Annotated in this window: 17 protein-coding genes and 1 rRNA gene; 9 read left to right on the top strand and 9 right to left on the bottom strand. The window is 54.5% G+C overall.

Annotated features, from left to right (window positions below):
• Positions 1 to 46: 46 nt before the first annotated feature.
• Positions 47 to 1588: ribosomal RNA gene (locus ACQG1K_RS22385) — 16S ribosomal RNA — on the bottom strand.
• Between the two features lie 452 nt (positions 1589 to 2040).
• Here ACQG1K_RS22385 and ACQG1K_RS22390 point away from each other — a divergent pair.
• The gene (locus tag ACQG1K_RS22390) at positions 2041 to 2748 is read left to right on the top strand and encodes a FadR/GntR family transcriptional regulator (protein WP_023298937.1); all 708 of its coding nucleotides are present in this window, start codon (positions 2041 to 2043) and stop codon (positions 2746 to 2748) included.
• Positions 2745 to 4178, top strand: coding sequence for a multidrug transporter subunit MdtD (gene mdtD / locus ACQG1K_RS22395; protein ID WP_022649863.1), 1434 nt, complete (start codon positions 2745 to 2747; stop codon positions 4176 to 4178). The genes ACQG1K_RS22390 and mdtD overlap by 4 nt, the downstream gene beginning before the upstream one ends.
• Here the strand turns inward: mdtD and rbsR are convergent.
• The 7 genes from rbsR to kup form a co-directional block, all read right to left on the bottom strand.
• On the bottom strand, positions 4144 to 5136 hold the full coding sequence (rbsR, locus tag ACQG1K_RS22400; protein WP_072202236.1) for a ribose operon transcriptional repressor RbsR: 993 nt from the start codon (positions 5134 to 5136) through the stop codon (positions 4144 to 4146). The genes mdtD and rbsR overlap by 35 nt on opposite strands.
• 3 nt (positions 5137 to 5139) lie before the next feature.
• Entirely contained in the window at positions 5140 to 6069 is a 930-nt protein-coding gene (gene rbsK, locus ACQG1K_RS22405) for a ribokinase (protein WP_275062322.1), read from the bottom strand.
• 108 nt (positions 6070 to 6177) lie between these two features.
• On the bottom strand, positions 6178 to 7068 hold the full coding sequence (rbsB, locus tag ACQG1K_RS22410; RefSeq protein WP_003862397.1) for a ribose ABC transporter substrate-binding protein RbsB: 891 nt from the start codon (positions 7066 to 7068) through the stop codon (positions 6178 to 6180).
• Positions 7069 to 7095: 27 nt separating this feature from the next.
• Entirely contained in the window at positions 7096 to 8061 is a 966-nt protein-coding gene (gene rbsC / locus ACQG1K_RS22415) for a ribose ABC transporter permease (RefSeq protein ID WP_063202193.1), read from the bottom strand.
• A 4-nt stretch (positions 8062 to 8065) separates the two neighbouring features.
• Positions 8066 to 9571 (bottom strand): ribose ABC transporter ATP-binding protein RbsA, encoded by a 1506-nt coding sequence (gene rbsA / locus ACQG1K_RS22420; RefSeq protein WP_022649867.1) that lies wholly within the window; start codon positions 9569 to 9571, stop codon positions 8066 to 8068.
• Between the two features lie 7 nt (positions 9572 to 9578).
• Entirely contained in the window at positions 9579 to 9998 is a 420-nt protein-coding gene (gene rbsD, locus ACQG1K_RS22425; RefSeq protein ID WP_003862392.1) for a D-ribose pyranase, read from the bottom strand.
• Positions 9999 to 10660: 662 nt separating this feature from the next.
• Positions 10661 to 12529: a low affinity potassium transporter Kup gene (kup, locus tag ACQG1K_RS22430; RefSeq protein WP_006808744.1), complete on the bottom strand. Its 1869-nt coding sequence runs from the start codon at positions 12527 to 12529 to the stop codon at positions 10661 to 10663.
• Between the two features lie 222 nt (positions 12530 to 12751).
• Between kup and ravA the strand changes: the two genes are divergently transcribed.
• The gene (gene ravA / locus ACQG1K_RS22435; RefSeq protein ID WP_022649869.1) at positions 12752 to 14248 is read left to right on the top strand and encodes an ATPase RavA; all 1497 of its coding nucleotides are present in this window, start codon (positions 12752 to 12754) and stop codon (positions 14246 to 14248) included.
• A complete protein-coding gene (gene viaA, locus ACQG1K_RS22440) occupies positions 14242 to 15693 on the top strand; it encodes an ATPase RavA stimulator ViaA (protein WP_367076392.1) in 1452 nt (483 codons plus the stop codon). The genes ravA and viaA overlap by 7 nt, the downstream gene beginning before the upstream one ends.
• Here viaA and asnA read toward each other — a convergent pair whose 3' ends face one another.
• A complete protein-coding gene (gene asnA, locus ACQG1K_RS22445; RefSeq protein ID WP_003862385.1) occupies positions 15694 to 16686 on the bottom strand; it encodes an aspartate--ammonia ligase in 993 nt (330 codons plus the stop codon).
• A gap of 151 nt (positions 16687 to 16837) precedes the next feature.
• On the opposite strand from asnA, the gene asnC reads away from it, so the two are divergent.
• From asnC to atpI, 5 genes are all read left to right on the top strand, one after another.
• The gene (asnC, locus tag ACQG1K_RS22450) at positions 16838 to 17296 is read left to right on the top strand and encodes a transcriptional regulator AsnC (RefSeq protein ID WP_003862383.1); all 459 of its coding nucleotides are present in this window, start codon (positions 16838 to 16840) and stop codon (positions 17294 to 17296) included.
• A 90-nt stretch (positions 17297 to 17386) separates the two neighbouring features.
• On the top strand, positions 17387 to 17836 hold the full coding sequence (gene mioC, locus ACQG1K_RS22455; protein ID WP_163346840.1) for an FMN-binding protein MioC: 450 nt from the start codon (positions 17387 to 17389) through the stop codon (positions 17834 to 17836).
• Positions 17837 to 18210: 374 nt separating this feature from the next.
• Entirely contained in the window at positions 18211 to 20100 is a 1890-nt protein-coding gene (gene mnmG / locus ACQG1K_RS22460; protein ID WP_003862379.1) for a tRNA uridine-5-carboxymethylaminomethyl(34) synthesis enzyme MnmG, read from the top strand.
• Positions 20101 to 20207: 107 nt separating this feature from the next.
• A complete protein-coding gene (rsmG, locus tag ACQG1K_RS22465) occupies positions 20208 to 20831 on the top strand; it encodes a 16S rRNA (guanine(527)-N(7))-methyltransferase RsmG (RefSeq protein ID WP_023305125.1) in 624 nt (207 codons plus the stop codon).
• 616 nt (positions 20832 to 21447) lie between these two features.
• Positions 21448 to 21828 (top strand): F0F1 ATP synthase subunit I, encoded by a 381-nt coding sequence (gene atpI, locus ACQG1K_RS22470; RefSeq protein ID WP_003862375.1) that lies wholly within the window; start codon positions 21448 to 21450, stop codon positions 21826 to 21828.
• The last annotated feature ends 8 nt before the right edge of the window (positions 21829 to 21836 follow it).

Raw genomic sequence — 21836 nt, forward strand, 5'->3', positions numbered from 1 at the left:
TCATCAGACAATCTGTGTGAGCACTACAAAGGCAGGTTCTTTAAGGTAAGGAGGTGATCCAACCGCAGGTTCCCCTACGGTTACCTTGTTACGACTTCACCCCAGTCATGAATCACAAAGTGGTAAGCGCCCTCCCGAAGGTTAAGCTACCTACTTCTTTTGCAACCCACTCCCATGGTGTGACGGGCGGTGTGTACAAGGCCCGGGAACGTATTCACCGTGGCATTCTGATCCACGATTACTAGCGATTCCGACTTCATGGAGTCGAGTTGCAGACTCCAATCCGGACTACGACGCACTTTATGAGGTCCGCTTGCTCTCGCGAGGTCGCTTCTCTTTGTATGCGCCATTGTAGCACGTGTGTAGCCCTACTCGTAAGGGCCATGATGACTTGACGTCATCCCCACCTTCCTCCAGTTTATCACTGGCAGTCTCCTTTGAGTTCCCGGCCTAACCGCTGGCAACAAAGGATAAGGGTTGCGCTCGTTGCGGGACTTAACCCAACATTTCACAACACGAGCTGACGACAGCCATGCAGCACCTGTCTCAGAGTTCCCGAAGGCACCAATCCATCTCTGGAAAGTTCTCTGGATGTCAAGAGTAGGTAAGGTTCTTCGCGTTGCATCGAATTAAACCACATGCTCCACCGCTTGTGCGGGCCCCCGTCAATTCATTTGAGTTTTAACCTTGCGGCCGTACTCCCCAGGCGGTCGACTTAACGCGTTAGCTCCGGAAGCCACGCCTCAAGGGCACAACCTCCAAGTCGACATCGTTTACGGCGTGGACTACCAGGGTATCTAATCCTGTTTGCTCCCCACGCTTTCGCACCTGAGCGTCAGTCTTTGTCCAGGGGGCCGCCTTCGCCACCGGTATTCCTCCAGATCTCTACGCATTTCACCGCTACACCTGGAATTCTACCCCCCTCTACAAGACTCTAGCCTGCCAGTTTCGAATGCAGTTCCCAGGTTGAGCCCGGGGATTTCACATCCGACTTGACAGACCGCCTGCGTGCGCTTTACGCCCAGTAATTCCGATTAACGCTTGCACCCTCCGTATTACCGCGGCTGCTGGCACGGAGTTAGCCGGTGCTTCTTCTGCGGGTAACGTCAATCGACAGGGTTATTAACCCTGTCGCCTTCCTCCCCGCTGAAAGTACTTTACAACCCGAAGGCCTTCTTCATACACGCGGCATGGCTGCATCAGGCTTGCGCCCATTGTGCAATATTCCCCACTGCTGCCTCCCGTAGGAGTCTGGACCGTGTCTCAGTTCCAGTGTGGCTGGTCATCCTCTCAGACCAGCTAGGGATCGTCGCCTAGGTGAGCCGTTACCCCACCTACTAGCTAATCCCATCTGGGCACATCCGATGGCAAGAGGCCCGAAGGTCCCCCTCTTTGGTCTTGCGACGTTATGCGGTATTAGCTACCGTTTCCAGTAGTTATCCCCCTCCATCAGGCAGTTTCCCAGACATTACTCACCCGTCCGCCACTCGTCAGCGAAGCAGCAAGCTGCTTCCTGTTACCGTTCGACTTGCATGTGTTAGGCCTGCCGCCAGCGTTCAATCTGAGCCATGATCAAACTCTTCAATTTAAGTTTGATGCTCGTGAATTAAACTTCGTAATGAATTACGTATGTTCACTCAGAGACTTGGTATTCATTTTTCGTCCGAGGACGTTAAGAATCCATGTCACTTTGAGTGCCCACACAGATTGTCTGATAAATTGTTAAAGAGCAGTGCCGCTACGTTTTCGCTGCGGCGCGGGGTGTGCATATTACGCTTTCCCGCTTCAGAGTCAAGCGTTTATTTTGCTTTTCTCTGCTGACCCGGCGGCTTGCGTGCCGTTGTTCCGTGTCAGTGGAGGCGCATTATAGGGAGTTCTTCTGAAGTGACAAGAGGTAATTTAAAAAAAGTTTCTGACCGTGTTTTTTTTCACCAAAAGCGATGAGATCAAGCTACAAATTGTTCTAATTGATGTATCTGCAACCACAATCACCCCTGAGATGGCATAATTAGCCGCATCAATATTTAAGGAATAAAAGCGATGCCATTAAGCGCACAACAGCTGGCAGCTCAAAAAAACCTGTCCTATGTGCTGGCAGAAAAGCTGGCTCAGCTGATCTTAGCGGGTAAATATGCCCCAGGTAGCATCTTGCCCAGCGAGATGGAGCTGGGGGATCAGTTTGGCGTTAGCCGTACCGCCGTTCGCGAAGCGGTAAAAACATTAACGGCGAAAGGGATGGTGCTTCCACGCCCGCGCATTGGCACCCGCGTTATGCCTCAGGGGAACTGGAACTTTCTCGATCAGGAGTTACTCACCTGGTGGATGACCGAAGATAACTTTAATCAGGTCGTCGATCACTTTCTGGTCATGCGCAGCAGTCTTGAGCCTCAGGCCTGTCTGCTTGCCGCCACGCTCGGCACAGCAGAGCAAAAAGCGCAGCTCAATACTTTTATGGAAGAGATGGTGGATCTGAAAAAGCACTTTAACCGCGAGCGCTGGATAGAGGTCGATATGGCCTGGCATGAACATATCTATAATATGAGCGGAAATCCTTTCCTGACCTCCTTTGCTTCTTTATTCCATTCTGTGTACCACACTTACTTTGCCTCTATCACACAGGATGAGGTGGTGAAGCTGGATCTGCATCAGGCGATAGTCGATGCCATTCAGGAAAGCGACGGGCAGCGAGCCCTGAGTGCGTGCCAGGCGTTGCTGGCGGCGCCAACCCACCAGCAGGTAAATAAATGACAGAGAAAAAAGCACGCAGTATGGCCGGATTGCCGTGGATTGCAGCCATGGCGTTCTTTATGCAGGCACTGGATGCCACTATCCTCAATACCGCCCTTCCCGCAATAGCCCAAAGCCTTAACCGCTCCCCACTGGCGATGCAATCCGCCATCATCAGTTATACCCTGACGGTGGCGATGCTCATTCCGGTCAGCGGCTGGCTGGCCGATCGTTTCGGTACGCGCAAAGTGTTTATGCTGGCGGTGACGCTGTTCACCCTCGGTTCTCTGGCTTGCGCCCTCTCTACCTCTCTGACGGAACTGGTTATCTTCCGCGTTCTACAGGGGATAGGCGGCGCGATGATGATGCCCGTCGCGCGTCTGGCGTTATTGCGCGCCTATCCGCGCAGCGAACTGCTCCCGGTGCTCAACTTTGTGACTATGCCGGGGCTGGTCGGCCCGATACTTGGCCCGGTTCTCGGCGGCGTACTGGTGACCTGGGCAAGCTGGCACTGGATCTTCCTGATTAATATTCCGATTGGTGTGGCAGGGCTAATCTATGCCCGCAAATATATGCCGAACTTCACCACACCACGACGCAGCTTCGATATGGGCGGCTTCTTCCTGTTTGGCCTGAGCCTGGTCCTGTTCTCCAGCGGGATGGAGCTGTTTGGCGAGAAAATCGTAGCGACGTGGCTGGCGCTGGCCATCATTCTTAGCGGTATTCTGCTGTTCCTTCTATATATCCGTCATGCGCGTCGCCATCCGACACCGCTTATCTCTTTATCTCTGTTTAACACCCGAACGTTTTCCGTCGGGATCGCGGGCAATATTGCCTCGCGTCTGGGCACGGGCTGCGTACCGTTCCTGATGCCGCTGATGCTCCAGGTCGGTTTCGGCTATCCGGCCCTGATTGCTGGCTGCATGATGGCCCCCACAGCGATGGGCTCAATTCTGGCAAAATCGACGGTCACGCAGGTGCTGCGCTGGTTTGGCTATCGTAAGACGCTGGTTGGCGTGACGATCTTTATTGGATTGATGATTGCGCAGTTCTCCCTGCAATCTGCGGCATTACCCATCTGGATGCTGATCCTGCCGCTGTTTGTGCTGGGTATGGCCATGTCGACGCAGTTTACGTCGATGAACACCATCACCCTTGGGGACCTCACCGACGAGAATGCCAGCAGCGGCAACAGCGTACTGGCGGTCACTCAACAGCTGTCGATCAGCCTCGGGGTTGCCGTGAGCGCGGCGGTACTGCGGTTTTATGAAGGGTTTGACGGTACAAATACCGTTGAGCAGTTCCACTATACCTTTATCACCATGGGCGCGCTTACCGTGGTATCGGCGGTGGTCTTTATGTTGTTAAAACCAAAAGACGGCCGGAACCTGATTAAAGAGCGTCATAAAGATAAGGCTAAACCGAACCGCGTTCCATCAGAACAGGAGTAAGCTGCAAACGTTGCTGTTGCAGCGTGGGCTGAGCCATGCGGTGGATCAACACGTCGATGGCCAGCTCACCCAGTTCATCCTTCGGCTGATGAATGGTGGTCAGCGGCGGCGTCATGTAGCGCGCCAGTTCGATATCATCATAACCGACGATCGCCATGTCGTCCGGAACACGTAATCCCGCCTGATACAGCGCCTGATAAGCTCCGAATGCCATCGCATCGTTACCGATAAACACCGCCTGCGGGCGCGGCTCTTGCGCCAGCAGTTTCTGCATTGCTTCAAATCCACCATTAAATTCGAAATCGCCGGTGATGCGATAGCCATCAGGAATGGCAAGCCCCGCCCGTTCCATGGCCGAAAGATAGCCTTCCAGACGCAAGCGCGCCGGGGTTTTATCCAGCGGGCCGGTAATACAGGCGATGCGGGTATGGCCTTTATCTATCAGATGCTGGGTCGCCATATCGCCACCCAGCAGCGAGTTATCCTGGATCAGATCGCTGGTGCCGTCGAACGGCGCCCAGTCCATCATGACCGTAGGAATAGAAGGGTAGCGCTGAATGATCTCTTTCGAGGGTTGATGCGTTTCGGTACAGAGCAGCAGCAGCCCGTCGACGCGTTTTTGCATCAGCGTCTCCAGGTTTCGGTTCATGCGCTGCTCATCGCCTTCGGTATTGCACAGCACCAGGCTGTAGCCGCGCTCGAAGCAGCTGCGCTCCACGCCGCGCACCAGTTCAGAATAAAAAGGGTTGGTACTGGCGGTGATCAGCATGCCGATGGTGCGCGTCTGGTTAAGCTTCAGGCTGCGGGCCAGCGCAGACGGCGCATAATTGAGTTCTTTAATTGCAGCGTCAACTTTCTCCCGAATCGCCTCGCTGACGAAGCGATCCTTATTGATAACGTGGGAGACAGTCGAGGTAGAAACGCCCGCCATACGGGCGACATCTTTCATTGTGGCCAAGCGTTACCCCTGCTGACTTAAGAATTCATCAATCTCTTTACGCCATGGAACAGAAGGCTGAGCGCCTTTACGCGTCACCGCAATCGCGGCGGCGGCATGCGCGAAGCGAATCGCGTCATCCATTGCTTTACCTTCCAGCAGCGCCGTTACCAGCGCACCGTTGAAGGTGTCACCTGCGGCGATGGTATCAATGGCTTTGACCTTAAAGCCCGGTAAGCGACGGCCTTCGCCATTGACGCTAGCCCACACCCCACGGCTCCCGAGGGTGATGATCACGGTGCCGATGCCTTTATCATGCAGCGCAAGCGCGGCACGCGCGGCATCGTCATCATTTTCGACACGGATACCCGTCAGCTTTTCCGCTTCGGTTTCGTTCGGGGTGATGATATCCACCAGCGCCAGCAGCTCGTCTGATAATACACGGGCAGGCGCCGGGTTAAGTACGACAGACGTATGATTTTCATGCGCAATTTTCGCAGCGGCCAGCACGCTTTCAACCGGTGACTCCAGCTGCATCAGCAGGGCTTCCGCTCCGGCGATGATCCCACGCTGCGCTTCGACGCGTTCAGTCGTTAACGCGGCATTAGCCCCCGCATGAATACCGATGACATTCTCACCTTCCGCATTGACGAAAATCAGCGCCACGCCGGTAGATTCCCCTGCAACCACGCTGACGGGTGCGATGTCGATGTTGTCGCTTGCGAGCTGTTTGCGTACGCGCTCGCCGGTATCGTCATCACCCGTACAGGCGATAAACGCGATATTCGCCCCGCTGCGTCCGGCGGCAACTGCCTGGTTTGCGCCCTTACCGCCGAACGCCACCTGATACTGATTGCCGGTGACGGTTTCGCCCGGAGTGGGGAACGTTTCAAGGTTAAGAATGTGATCGGCATTGATACTGCCAAGGACGACGAGGTTGCCTGCGGTTTTCATGTATTGAGGTGTCCATCTGAGAGCGCCACCGGTATTACCCGGTGGCGTATGCCACACTTTTCTTTTATTTGGTGTCCCTCAGGCAGCCAGCGACTGCCTGAATCGCCTTTACTGCTTAATGACCAGTTTCAGGTCAACAGGATATTTGGCCTGAACTTTTTCGCCCTTCAGCACTTTATCGGCAGTTTGCACGCCAGTCGCGCCAATCTGCTCAGGCAGCTGAGCAATGGTCGCAGCCAGTTTGCCATCATTTACTGCTTTTTCACCATCCGGCGTGCCGTCAAATCCGACAACCATCACATCAGATTTACCTGCAGTCTGCAGAGCGCGCAGCGCACCGAGCGCCATTTCGTCGTTCTGTGCGAATACCGCCTGCACATCAGGATGCGCGGTCAGCAGGTTCTGCATGACGTTCAGACCCTTTGTACGGTCGAAGTCTGCCGGCTGGCTCGCCAGCACGTTAAATTTGTGCGCCGCTACAGCCTGCTGGAAACCTTCACCACGTTCACGGGCCGCGGAAGTCCCGGCGATACCCTGCAACTCGATCACTTTCGCGCCTTCACCTGCTTTCTTCGCGATGTAGTCACCGGCGATTTTGCCGCCCAGTACGTTATCAGACGCAATATGGCTAACAACGTCGCCTTTGGTCGCCTGACGGTCCAGGGTGATTACCGGGATCTTCGCCTGGTTTGCCATCTTCACGGCGTTACCGACCGCGTCGGAATCGGTTGGGTTGATCAGCAGGATTTTGGTACCACGAACGGTTAAGTCCTGAACGTTAGCCAGCTCTTTCGCCGGGTTGTTCTGAGAATCCAGCACCACCAGGTTGTAACCCAGTTTGTCTGCTTCTTTCTGCGCGCCATCCTTCAGGGAGACGAAGAACGGGTTGTTCAGGGTAGAGACAACCAGCGCGATGGTGTCCTTCGCCATGGCGTTAGCACTTACGGTTGCGCTCAGCGCGACAGCAGAAACCAGGGTAGCCAGTTTTTTCATGTTCATATCTAAGATGTCCTGTAGTGTCGTCAGTTACTGTTTTTTGTTGTCTACCAGTACCGCCAGCAAAATCACCACTGCCTTAACGATCATCTGGTAATAGGAGGAAACACCTAACAAATTCAAGCCATTATTCAGGAAACCGAGGATCAGTGCGCCGATCAATGTCCCAACAATGCGACCTTTACCGCCCGCAAGGCTCGTACCACCCAGAACCACTGCCGCGATGGCATCCAGCTCATAGCCCGTACCCGCCGTTGGCTGCGCGGAGGAGAGGCGCGCCACTTCGATGATGCCCGCCAGAGACGCCAGCAGGCCGCACAGGGAGTAAACGATAATTTTGACTTTATTAACGCTGATACCGGACAGGCGCGTTGCCGCTTCGTTACCGCCCAGCGCATAGATATAACGACCCAGACGGGTATGGTGCAGCATGTACCATGCCGCCAGGAAGACGATAGCCATGATCCAGACCGGGGTCGGGACACCCAGCGGGCGACCGATACCGAACCAGCCAAACAGATCGGCGTTTTCGGTAAAGCCGGTATTCACCGGGCTACCGTTGGTGTACACCATGGTGACGCCGCGCAGCAGCAGCATCATCACCAGCGTGGCAATAAACGCCTGTACGCGGCCTTTTGCCACAATCACGCCGGTTACCGCGCCAATTGCCGCACCTGCCGCCAGCGCAGCAGCAACGGCCACCAGCGCGTTGACCTCAATACCGACAATCGACGCGGCAATCGCACCGGTGAGCGCCAGCAGGGAACCGACGGACAGATCGATACCCGAGGTCAAAATCACCAGCGTCATCCCCACCGCCATAATGGCGTTGACGGAGGTCTGCTGAAGAATGTTGAACAGGTTATTGACGGTAAAAAAGTTCGGGCTCATGGTCGAGACAATCGCGATCAGCACCAGCAGGGCAATCAGCGATTTTTGTTCCATCAGCCATGCCTTTGTGAAATAGCGGCGACCAGAAACAGCCTGGGTAGTCATCTTCTTACTCCTGATTCACGCGATTAAGCTTGCCCACAGCGGCAGCCATCAGAACTTCCTGGGTGGCCTGCTCGCGAGTGAATTCACCACCGAGATGCCCTTCATGCATGACGATAATGCGATCGCTCATGCCTAATACTTCTGGCATCTCGGAAGAGACCAGAATGATGCTCAGACCGTCGGCCTTGAATTGGTTAATCAGCTGATAGATCTCTTTTTTCGCGCCCACGTCAACGCCGCGAGTTGGCTCATCGAGGATCAGTACTTTCGGGCGCGTCATCAACCCGCGGGCAATCGCCACTTTCTGCTGATTACCGCCGGACAACAGGCCAATCGCCTGCTCCATCGATGGGGTTTTAACGTTAAAGAGACGGATAAAATCGCTGACCGCCTGCTGCTCATCTTTATGTTTCAGGCTGCCGCCGCTGCGGCTGAAATAGCGTAGCGCGGTCAGGGACATGTTCTCTTTTACCGACATGCCCAGCACTAAGCCGTCACGCTTACGGTCTTCGGAGATATAGACAATGCCGTTCGCCAGGCCATCCTGCGGCGAGCGGGTGACTACCTCATGGCCGTCAAGGGTAACGTAGCCGCTGGTGCGCGGCAGTGCGCCATAGAGCACTTTCATCAGTTCGGTACGTCCCGCGCCCATCAGGCCCGCGACGCCAAGGATCTCGCCCTTGCGCAGGGTAAAGGAGACGTCATCCACGCCCGGCCCGCAGAGGTTATCCACCTTCAGGCGGATCTCTCCTGGCGCTTTGTCCAGACGCGGATACTGGTCTTCGAGCTTACGTCCCACCATCATTTCAATCAGCGAATCTTCGGTCAGCGTGGCCACTTCACGCTCGGCAATGAACTGCCCGTCGCGGAAGACGGTGACGTCGTCGCAGATCTCGAAAATTTCTTTCATGCGGTGAGAGATATAGACAATGCCGCGCCCCTGGGATTTCAACTCACGGATCACGCGGAACAGGGATTCGGTTTCGGTATCGGTCAGGGCGTCGGTCGGTTCATCCATAATGATGACCTTCGACTCGAAGCTCAGCACCTTCGCGATCTCCACCATCTGCTGATCGCCGATGGAAAGGTCGCCCACCAGTCGGTCGCTCTTAAAGCGCAGATTCAGCTTCGCCAGCAGTTTGTCCGCTTCGGCATACATGGTTTTCCAGTCGATTTTGCCAAACCGGTTCACGAACTCACGGCCGAGGAAGATGTTCTCCGCAATGGTGAGCTGCGGGATCAGGTTCAGCTCCTGGTGGATGATGCCAATTCCCGCTTCCTGAGAGGATTTCGGGCCGTTGAAGGTGGTCTCTTTACCCAGCCACAGCAGCGAACCGGCATCGCGTTGATAGATCCCGGTCAGCACTTTCATCATGGTGGATTTGCCGGCGCCGTTTTCGCCCACCAGCGCCATTACACGCCCGGAATAGACGTTCAGCGCCGCGCCAGAGAGGGCTTTAACGCCCGGGAACGACTTATCGATCCCTTTGAGTTGCAGTAATGCGTCCATGATGGCCTCAGAAGGTGACGCCAGCACAGAGAATGATATTCGCATACGGGGAACACTCCCCGCTGCGAATCACCGCCTGACTGTCTGCGGTTTGTTGTTTGAACTGCTCGTGCGTTGTGTAACGAATTTCTATGGTGTTTCCCTGGTGCTGTTGCAGTTGCTCAATGTGGCTGAGCAACGTTTCGTGGAGTTGCGGATTATGTTGTTTGATTTCCGCCGCGAGAATGGCCGCCTCAACCTGCATCTCCGCCGTCACGACTTCCAGTACCTGCATGAACGAGGGTACGCCCTGCGTTAACGCCATATCGATACGGGTTGTGCTGCGCGGAACCGGTAAGCCTGCATCGCAAACCACCAGCGTATCGGTATGCCCAAGACGGGAAATCACCGATGATATTTCTGAGTTGAGTACTGTGCCTTTCTTCATTTTTTGCTCCACTAGCGAAACGTTTCGCTAAAAACAGTGTAGCCGCAGAAGTGTTCAGAAAACCATCATGACGTAACGGATTTGTGATCGGCGTCGAAACGTTTCGCTAAGTGAAATGCAAAGGAGGTAAATGCAAAACGGTAACCGTCAGGTTACCGTTTTTTATGTTTGCGCCCTCTCCCTGTGGGCTGAGGGTTCCCCACAAATTAATGCGAGCACTGAGCAATCCCCTCGCCCCTCCGGGGAGAGGGTTAGGGTGAGGGGAACATACGGCGGTGGTGGTCATTCCGTTCACTTTATGTTCCTTGCTACTCTGTAACGACATGACCGGTGAACGTGCCAGGGTGGCTCAGTCGCCACCACCCTGGCGACCCGGGCTCCCGGCGGTAAATCGCCGCTTCGCGGTGCCCTCGGCTTATTCCTTCCGGCTTATCGGGTACGGGCGGAGGCAACGTCCCTGTAAAGCCGCCCTCTCGGCGCATCCCTGCGCCTCGCCCCGGCCTGCAGGAAACGCCTCAGCGATTTACAGCCGGACCAGGGCATCGCTGACAGCCCTCAGTCATTTAGAAAGCAACTTTATTGCTTCTGCATAAAAAAATTACTGGGGATCCCTCAGCCCTGTGGGAGAGGGGCAGGGTGAGGGCATCAGGCCGCACTGAGAATTAAATCTCGACCTGCGTCCCCAGCTCAATCACGCGATTGGGCGGGATCTCAAACTGGTCAGGCGCACGCAGGGCGTTACGCTGCAGGATGAGATACAGCTTGCCGCGCAGGCGCAGATACCATGGGCGCTTGCCGATGATCAGCGACTCGTGGGACATAAAGAACGACGTCTCCATCATGCGGCAGCTCAGCCCTTCCAGACCGCAGCGGTGGAATACCTCTTCCACGTTCGGCGTTTCGCGCCAGCCGTAGCTTGCCACCACGCGCCAGAAGGTTGGCGACAGCTGCTCAATCTGTACGCGTCGCACGTTGTGAACATACGGCGCATCTTCGGTACGCAGCGTCAACAGGATCACGCGCTCGTGCAGCACTTTGTTGTGCTTAAGGTTATGCATCAGCGCAAACGGGATCACGTTCAGCGCACGAGACATATACACCGCCGTACCCGGCACACGCACCGGCGGGGATTTCTCCAGCGAGGCGATCATCGCCTCCAGAGAATTACCGTGCTCATGCATACGACGCAGCAGGCGGAAACGTTCGCTCTTCCACGTCGTCATCACGATGAACATCACCAGACCCAGCGTCAGCGGCAGCCAGCCACCGGAGACAATCTTATCGAGGTTCGCAGAGAACAGCGGTACGTCGATGCAGAGGAAGCCAACCAGGATCAGCCCCACGAGGAACTTATTCCAGTGCCAGTTACGGTACGCCACGGTGGTAGAGAGAATAGAGGTCAACACCATCGTTCCGGTCACCGCGATACCGTACGCCGCCGCCAGGTTACTGGAGTGCTCGAAGCTGACGATAACAATCACCACCGCGAAATAGAGCAGCCAGTTGACGAACGGAATGTAGATCTGACCTGACTCCATCTCAGAGGTATGGATAATGCGCATCGGCGAGAGATACCCCAGACGCACGGCCTGACGCGTCAGGGAAAATACGCCGGAAATGACAGCCTGAGAGGCAATGACCGTCGCCAGCGTCGCCAGGATCAGCATCGGAACCAGCGCCCAGTCCGGCGCCAGCAGGAAGAAGGGGTTTTTAATCGCTTCAGGATGGGCAAGCAGCAGCGCGCCCTGGCCGAAGTAATTCAGCACCAGTGAAGGCAGAACAACGCTAAACCAGGCGACGCGAATTGGGAGTTTCCCGAAGTGGCCCATATCTGCATACAGCGCTTCAACACCGGTAATGGAAAGCACTACCGCGCCCAGCGCCACAAACGACACCACTTTATATTCCAGGAAGAAATGCACCGCCCACATTGGGTTCAGCGCGTGCAGGACATCCGGGTTGGCAATAATACTGCGTAAGCCCAGCGCCGCCAGGATCAGGAACCAGGCCAGCATAATAGGCGCGAACAGCTTACCCACCAGCCCGGTACCGTGTTTTTGTATAGCAAACAGCAACGTCAGCACGATAATAGCGAGTGGCACCACCCACGTATCAAGCTGAGGCGCGACAATCTCCAGCCCCTCTATGGCCGACATCACCGAAATCGCTGGCGTAATCACGACTTCCCCATAGAAGAAGCTGCCGCCAATCAGGCCAATGATGACCAGCACGGAGGTCATTCTTGCAGACGTATTGCGCCCAGCAAGGGACATCAGGGTCAGAATACCGCCCTCGCCCGCGTTATCAGCCCGCATAACGAAAGAGAGATACTTAAGGGAGACCACCAGGATCAGCAGCCAGAAGATGAGCGAGAGGAAACCAAATACGGCGTCACGCTCTACACCAAAACCAAACTGACCGGACAAACATTCACGAAGCGTATAAAGCGGGCTGGTGCCGATATCACCGTAGACAACCCCGATCGCTGCAAGCGTTACTGCGGGTAATGATTGCTTATTATCAGTGCTCATAGACTAGTCTTTTCGTTTGAATAACAAATGTGTGCTTAGTCCCTTGGCCCACAAAAAGCGCACAGTATGCACGATTCAATGCAAAATCGTACCCCTAAATGCAGCCGCATTAATGTAGCGCAAAGAAAATAGCGCCGCACTTCAGCCTATTACCAGGCCAGACCGAAACGTCTATACTCGCTTCAATTAGCCGCCACGACGGCGAAAGGATGCAAAACTATTATGGCTCACTCACATTTATTAGCAGAAAGAATTTCCCGCCTCAGCAGTGCGCTGGAGAAAGGCCTATACGAGCGTAGCCACGCCATTCGCCTCTGTTTACTGGCGGCGCTGAGCGGGGAAAGCGTGTTTCTGCTGGGTCCGCCGGGCATTGCCAAAAGTCTGATCGCACGCCGCCTCAAATTCGCTTTCCAGAACGCTCGCGCATTCGAGTATTTGATGACGCGCTTCTCCACGCCGGAAGAAGTTTTCGGCCCGCTCTCCATTCAGGCGTTAAAAGATGAGGGACGCTATGAACGTCTGACGGCGGGCTATCTCCCGGAAGCGGAAATCGTCTTTCTTGATGAGATCTGGAAAGCCGGCCCGGCCATTCTGAATACCCTGCTGACGGCAATCAACGAACGCCGCTTCCGCAACGGCGCGAGCGAAGAGAAGATCCCCATGCGGTTGCTGGTGGCCGCGTCTAACGAACTTCCCGAAGCCGACAGCAGCCTGGAAGCGCTGTATGACCGCATGCTGATCCGCCTGTGGCTGGATAAAGTCCAGGACAAATCGAACTTCCGCTCAATGCTGGTAAGCCAGCAGGACGAAAACGAAAATCCGGTGGCACCATCATTACAGGTCACGGACGAAGAGTATGACCAGTGGCAGGAAGAGATAGGTAAAATTAAGCTGCCCGATGCCGTCTTTGAGCTGATCTTCATGCTGCGCCAGCAGCTTGATTTATTGCCCTCCGCGCCTTACGTCTCCGACCGTCGCTGGAAAAAAGCCATTCGTCTGCTTCAGGCAAGCGCCCTGTTCAGCGGCCGCGATGCTGTCGCCCCCATCGATCTGATCCTGCTGAAAGACTGTCTGTGGCACGACGCAGAAGGGATGAATCTGATGCAGCAGCAGCTGGACGTTTTGATGACCGGGCACGCGTGGGGTCAGCAATCCATGCTTAATCAACTGGGGGCGATTGCCCAACGTCGTCTTCAGCTTCAGCAGCAGCAAAGTGACAAAACCGCGCTGAAGGTGAACCGTCTTGGCGGGATGTTTGCCCGTAAACCGCACTATGAACTGCCAGCCGAGCTGACTGACGCCTCGCTCACGCTTCTTCTTCAGCAGCCGCTAAAGCTTCATGATATGCAGGTGGTGCACGTGACGATCGAACGCGTTGCGCTGGTTCAGTGGCTGGATAAGGGCGGCGAGATCCGCGGTAAACTCAACGGTATCGGCTTTGCACAGCCGCTGTCGATGGAAGTCGACAGCAGCCAGCACCTTGTGATCCGCGACGTCAGCCTTCAGGGATCGCGCCTGGCGCTGCCGGGCACGGCCTCTGACAGTCTTCCGGAGGAGATCAAACAGCAGCTCGAAGCGCTGGATAACGAATGGCATCAGCAGCACACGCGCTTCAGCGAGCAGCAGAAATGCCTCTTTATCCATAGCGACTGGTTAGGTCGCATTGAAGCCAGCTTGCAGGATGTCAGCGCGCAGATTAAACAGGCGCGTCAATGCTAACGCTGGACACGCTTAACGTCATGCTGGCGGTTAGCGAGGAAGGGTTGATCGAAGAGGTCGTCATTACCTTGCTCGCTTCACCGCAGCTGGCGGCCTTCTTTGAAAAATTTCCGAAGCTCAGAAAAGCAATGACGGACGATCTTCCCCGCTGGCGCGATAACCTGCGCCAGCGGTTTAAGGAGACGGAAGTCCCGCCGGAACTGACAGAGGAAGTGGCTGGTTACCAGCAGTGCCAGCGGCTTTCAACGCCGCAGTTTATTGCCCAGCTACAGCAAACCCTGACGCTGCTAGATAACGTTCACTCCCCGTTTGCCAGCCAGGCCAGAGCGCTGGTCACGGACAACCCCAGCTTTACTCCCGCCCTGCATACGCTGTTTTTACAGCGCTGGCGGCTCAGTCTTGTCGTTCAGGCCACCTCTCTCAACCAGCAGTTGCTGGACGAAGAGCGCGAACAGCTGTTAAGCGAAGTTCAGGAGCGGATGACGTTAAGCGGCCAGCTAGAACAGGTGCTGGTGGAGAATGAAAACGCCGCCGGTCGACTCTGGGATATGAGTGCCGGTCAGTTAAAACGTGGCGATTATCAGTTGATCGTGAAGTACGGCGACTTTCTGGCACAACAGCCGGAGCTGATGAAGCTTGCAGAACAGCTTGGTCGTTCCCGGGAGGCCAGGTCAATTCCAAAGAAAGATGCGCCGATGGAAACCTTCCGTACGCTGGTACGCGAGCCCTCCACCGTACCGGAGCAGGTGGACGGCTTACAGCAAAGCGATGATATCCTGCGCCTGTTGCCTACGGAACTCAGCACGCTGGGAATGACCGAACTGGAGTATGAGTTTTATCGCCGTCTGGTGGAAAAACAGCTTCTTACCTATCGGTTGCATGGCGAAGCCTGGCGCGAAAAAATCAGCCAGCGCCCGGTGGTGCATCAGGACTTTGCTGAGCAACCGCGCGGTCCATTCATTGTTTGCGTAGATACGTCCGGATCGATGGGGGGATTTAACGAGCAGTGTGCAAAAGCGTTCTGCCTGGCTCTGATGCGCGTGGCGCTCGCCGATCGTCGTCGCTGCTACATCATGTTATTTTCCAGCGAAGTGGTGGGGTATGAACTGACCAGCCCACAGGGGCTGGAGCAGGCGATCCGCTTTTTAAGCCAGCGCTTTCGCGGCGGCACCGATCTGGCCAGCTGTTTTCGCAGCATCATTGAGCGCATGCAGGGCGGAGACTGGTACGACGCGGATGCGGTGGTGATTTCCGATTTTATTGCCCAGCGGCTGCCCGACGACGTCGTGAATAAAGTGAAGGAGATGCAGCGCGTGCATCAGCACCGCTTCCATGCCGTGGCGATGTCTGCACATGGAAAACCCGGCATCATGCGCATCTTCGATCACATCTGGCGCTTTGATACCGGGTTGCGTAGCCGCCTGCTCAGACGCTGGCGACGTTAATTAAAGAAGAGAACCGACGCTCTCACGTACCTGCTGCGGCCAGACCCCACACTGTACCTGACCGATATGGGACAGTTGCAACAGCAGCATGGTCAGACGAGACTGGCCAATACCACCGCCGATGGTCTGCGGCATTTCACCGCGCAGCAGCGCCTGGTGCCATTCCAGTTGCAGACGATCTTCATCACCGGTCACGGCCAGCTGACGCTTCAGTGCTTCAGCATCCACGCGGATCCCCATCGAAGAGAGTTCAAACGCATCTTCCAGAACCGGGTTCCAGACCAGAATATCGCCGTTCAGACCGGCATATTCGCTCTCGCCCACGGTGCTCCAGTCATCGTAATCCGGCGCACGGACGTCGTGACGTTTACCATCAGACAATTTCCCGCCAATGCCGATCAGGAATACCGCGCCCAGCTCTTTGGCGATCGCGCGTTCACGGCCTTTGGCATCCAGATCCGGGAAACGGCTCAGCAACTCCTGGCTGTGAACAAAGTGGATCGTTTCCGGCAGGAACGGTGCCAGACCAAACTCTTTGCTCACGGCCGCTTCGGTCGCTTTGATCCCGGCGTAGATCGCCTCAACGGTGGATTTCAGTGTACCGACGTGACGCTCGCCGTCACCCATTACGCGCTCCCAGTCCCACTGGTCAACGTAGACAGAGTGAATGGGGGAGAGGCGGTCTTCATCGGGGCGAAGGGCTTTCATATGCGTGTAAAGCCCTTCGCCCGCGCTGAAGTCGTGTTGTCCCAGGGTTTGACGCTTCCACTTCGCCAGGGAATGAACCACTTCGAACTGGGCGTCTGGCAGTGTTTTCACTTTTACCTGTACCGCTTTTTCGCAACCAGACAAGTTATCCTGCGTCCCGTCACCCACGCGGCTCAGAATCGGCGCCTGCACTTCAATAAGGCCAAGCTTCTCTTCCAGCTGGCGAGAAAAATGGGATTTAACGAAACTGATCTGGCGTTGTTTTGCGATGTAAGCGGTTTTCATTATTTATACTCCTGCGTCCTGTTGATACTGATTAAGCAACAGAACAGGCGCTTAATTCAATAACCCATCAACAAAAAGCCACCTTCACTTTTGATTCGTTAAAATAAGGCGCTAGAATAGAAGGAATCATTAATCTTCATAAGAAAAACCTATGGAAAATTATCAGATCGACAATCTGGACCGCGGCATTCTGGAAGCGCTCATGGCCAACGCACGCACCGCGTATGCCGAACTGGCGAAACAATTTGGCGTCAGCCCGGGGACCATTCACGTTCGCGTAGAGAAAATGAAGCAGGCCGGGATCATCACCGGCGCACGCATTGATGTCAGCCCGAAGCAACTCGGCTACGACGTCTGCTGCTTCATTGGCATTATTCTGAAAAGCGCCAAAGATTACCCCTCCGCGCTGGAGAAGCTGAACGCGCTGGATGAAGTCACTGAGGCGTACTACACCACCGGGCACTACAGCATCTTTATAAAGGTCATGTGCCGATCCATCGACGCTCTCCAGCAGGTACTTATCAACAAGATCCAAACAATCGATGAAATTCAGTCCACCGAAACCCTGATCTCTCTGCAAAACCCGATCATGCGTACTATCCGCCCGTGATCGGGCAATTTCATTCCCACATTTTCCACAGGTAGATCCCAGCTCGTTCACAGCGTACAATGGCCGCCTCTTTATCTGAGCGAGCGATCAATGGCGGACATTACTCTTATCAGCGGCAGCACCCTGGGCGGTGCGGAATATGTAGCGGAACATCTGGCTGAGAAGCTGGAAGACGCGGGCTTTTCTACACAAACGCTGCACGGACCGCTGCTGGAAGATCTCCCGACTGACGGGGTCTGGCTGCTGATCACCTCCACGCACGGCGCGGGCGATCTGCCGGATAACCTGCAACCTTTATATGACGAACTGCTGGAACAACAGCCCGATCTGGCAAACGTCCGGTTTGGCGCTGTAGGGATCGGCAGCCGTGAATATGACACTTTCTGTGGCGCCATAGAGAAAGTAGAAGCTGCGGTGACCGCCTGCGGAGCAAAACAGCTGGGTGAAACACTGAAGATCAACATCCTCGATCATGATATTCCCGAAGATCCAGCCGAGATCTGGCTCGCGGAATGGAAAAAATTACTCAAAAACGATTAAAGATCGTGCGATCAGATGTGGATAACTCTGGTTAAAAGCTCGTATTAACCCGTAGTTATCCAAAGAACAACGTTAGTTTAGTTTTTGACCTGTGTATAAAGTGGCGATCTGATCCCAGCTTATACGGTCCAGGATCACCGATCATTCACAGCAAACGATCCTTCCTAACTGCATGATCTTATTTATGGGATCGGACTTATCCACAAAGGTCTGCGATCCTAATAAGAGATCACAATAGAACAGATCTCTAAATAAAAAGATCTTCTTTTTAATAGCCCAGGATCCCAATGCTTTCTCGAAAGACTAAAGTTGAGTAGAATCCACGGCCCGGGCTTCAATCCATTTTCATACCGCTTTACGCGAGGCAGACCACCATGTTTTATCAGGATCCTTTTGACGTCATCATCATTGGCGGGGGTCACGCAGGCACTGAGGCCGCAATGGCCGCAGCGCGAATGGGTCAGCAGACCCTGCTTTTGACACACAATATCGACACGCTGGGACAAATGTCCTGTAATCCGGCGATTGGCGGCATTGGGAAAGGACACCTGGTAAAAGAAGTGGATGCACTTGGCGGCCTGATGGCGAAAGCGATCGATCATGCGGGCATTCAGTTTAGGATACTAAACGCGAGTAAAGGTCCGGCTGTTCGCGCCACCCGTGCACAGGCAGACCGCGTGCTTTACCGTCAGGCTGTGCGCACCGCGCTGGAAAACCAACCGAACCTGATGATCTTCCAGCAGGCTGTAGAAGATCTTATCGTGGAAAACGATCGTGTTGTTGGCGCCGTGACCCAGATGGGTCTCAAGTTCCGCGCAAAAGCGGTGGTGCTGACGGTCGGGACATTCCTGGACGGTAAAATCCATATTGGTCTGGACAACTACAGCGGTGGCCGTGCGGGCGATCCGCCGTCGATTCCGCTGTCTCGTCGTCTGCGTGAGCTGCCGCTGCGCGTAAGCCGCCTGAAAACCGGTACGCCGCCGCGAATTGATGCGCGTACCATTGATTTCAGCGTACTGGCACAGCAGCACGGTGATAACCCGATGCCGGTATTCTCGTTCATGGGCAATGCGGCGCAACATCCGCAGCAGGTGCCGTGCTACATCACGCACACCAATGAAAAAACCCATGACGTGATCCGCAATAACCTCGATCGCAGCCCAATGTACGCCGGCGTGATCGAAGGGATCGGCCCACGTTATTGCCCGTCGATCGAAGATAAAGTGATGCGCTTTGCCGATCGTAACCAGCATCAGATCTTCCTCGAACCTGAAGGGCTGACCTCGAACGAAATTTACCCGAACGGCATCTCCACCAGCCTGCCGTTCGACGTGCAGATGCAGATTGTGCGTTCAATGCAGGGGATGGAAAACGCGAAGATCGTTCGTCCTGGCTACGCTATTGAGTACGATTTCTTCGATCCGCGTGACCTGAAGCCGACGCTGGAAAGCAAATTCATCCAGGGTCTGTTCTTCGCAGGCCAGATTAACGGCACCACCGGGTACGAAGAAGCTGCCGCACAAGGGCTGCTGGCCGGTCTGAACGCCGCTCGCTTCTCTGCCGAGAAAGAGGGCTGGGCACCGGCGCGTTCTCAGGCTTACCTGGGTGTTCTGGTCGACGATCTCTGCACGCTGGGGACCAAAGAACCGTACCGCATGTTTACTTCTCGTGCGGAATATCGCCTGATGCTGCGCGAAGACAATGCCGATCTGCGTCTGACCGAGGTGGGCCGCGAATTGGGTCTGGTGGATGACGAACGCTGGGCGCGCTTCAACGAGAAGCTGGAGCGTATCGAACAGGAACGTCAGCGCCTGAAAACCACCTGGGTGAATCCGCAGGCGGAAACTGCTGCTGAAGTGAACGCTCACTTAACTGCGCCGCTTTCGCGCGAAGCCAGTGGTGAAGATCTGCTGCGCCGTCCTGAAGTCACCTACGAGAATCTGGTCAAACTGACCGCGTTCGCACCGGGCCTTGAAGACGCTGAAGCGGCTGAACAGGTCGAGATTCAGGTGAAATACGAAGGTTACATCGCGCGTCAGCAGGATGAGATCGAAAAACAGCAGCGCAACGAAAATACGCTACTGCCGGAAATGCTGGACTATCGTCAGGTGACGGGGCTTTCCAACGAAGTGATCGCTAAGCTGAACGATCACAAACCTGTGTCGATTGGCCAGGCCTCACGTATCTCCGGTGTCACACCTGCCGCGATTTCGATTCTGCTGGTGTGGCTGAAAAAGCAGGGTATGCTGCGCCGCAGCGCGTAATTAACATTGCTTTTGGCGGGTGGCGCTTCGCTTACCCGCCCTACTTAATCGTAGGCCCGGTAAGCGGCTGTGCCACCGGGCGAACAATCTCTTAACAGGTATCCACCGTGCTCAATAAACTCTCTCGTCTGCTGGAACAGGCAGGTATTTCGCTCACCGATCACCAGAAAAATCAGCTGGTGGCCTATGTCGATATGCTGAACAAATGGAATAAAGCGTACAACCTCACCTCCGTACGCGATCCCAACGAGATGCTGATTCGCCATATTCTCGATAGCATCGTTGTGGCGCCGTATCTTACCGGTGAACGTTTTATCGACGTGGGCACCGGTCCGGGCTTGCCGGGCGTTCCGTTGTCTATTGTTCGACCGGAGAGTCATTTCACGCTGCTGGACAGTCTGGGCAAGCGCGTACGCTTTTTACGACAGGTTCAGCATGAGCTGAAGCTGGAAAACATCACGCCCGTGCAGAGCAGGGTAGAGGAGTTCCCGGCAGAGCCACCGTTTGACGGCGTTATCAGCCGCGCATTTGCCTCACTCAATGACATGGTGAGCTGGTGCAAACACCTGCCGGCGAATAAGGGCCGTTTTTATGCGCTGAAAGGACAACTTCCGGGGGACGAAATAGAGCAGCTTCCGGACGGTTTTGCAGTGGAATCCATTGAAAAACTCCAGATCCCTCAGCTCGAAGGTGAGCGTCATCTGGTGATAATTAAGCCAAACACATTTTAAAAAATTAATAAAAAATGTGGAATTTGTGCTGTTCTGATGGTGTTAAAAAGCAGCACATCCAGTCTGATTTGGCCGTAGTTAATTTAACCTTGTTGTCACCATGGATTTTCTTATGGTTAACCTAAAGTGATTCGTTCACCCTGAAGATAGTCAACCATGAAAATATCAGCCTGCTAAAAGTGGGTAAAGGCAACAAGAATGAAATGTTAAATATTTATTAAGAATGTCAATAAAAGGTTTTTGTTGTATACGGCTCTGTTTTAAAAATAGTTGCGATTTTTTTGCTTTAATTTCAATCGGATGAAATAAATCGTTTTACGTCTTTGATAAATACCACTTTATCGCAAATGTGTATTTTGTGATCTCGTGCACGCTTTATCACCAACGTTTCCGCGCTGTTTGCAGTTTTGCCTGAAGGTTGGCACTGAGTTCAAAAGTTGAAAAATAGGACTGGGGAAAAATATTTAAACATTTATTCACCTTTTCGCTACTTAATGTTTGAAATCACGGGTACGCACCGTATAATTTGACCGCTTTTTGATGCTTGACTCTGAGCCTTAAAGGACGTTTTATACGACACGCGGCATACCTCGAAGGGAGCAGGAGTAAAAACGTGATGTCTGTGTCGCTCTTGAGTAGAAACGTTGCTCGTAAGCTTCTGTTCATTCAGTTTCTGGCTGTGATAGCAAGTGGACTGCTGTTTAGCCTCAAAGACCCCTTCTGGGGCATCTCCGCCGCGTGCGGAGGTTTGGCGGTGGTTCTGCCAAACGTGTTGTTTATGATTTTTGCCTGGCGTCATCAGGCGCATACACCCGCCAAAGGCCGCGTGGCCTGGTCCTTCGCTCTCGGCGAAGTGTGTAAGGTGTTGCTGACCTTTGCTCTACTGGTGATGGCGCTGGCGGTTTTGAAAGTGGTATTCATGCCGCTGATAGCAACGTGGGTTTTGGTGCTGGTGGTACAAGTTCTGGCTCCAGCTGTAATCAATAACAAAGGGTAAAAGGCATC

Source organism: Enterobacter cloacae complex sp. 402C9, from assembly GCF_050030745.1.
Classification (GTDB): Bacteria; Pseudomonadota; Gammaproteobacteria; order Enterobacterales; family Enterobacteriaceae; genus Enterobacter; species Enterobacter intestinihominis.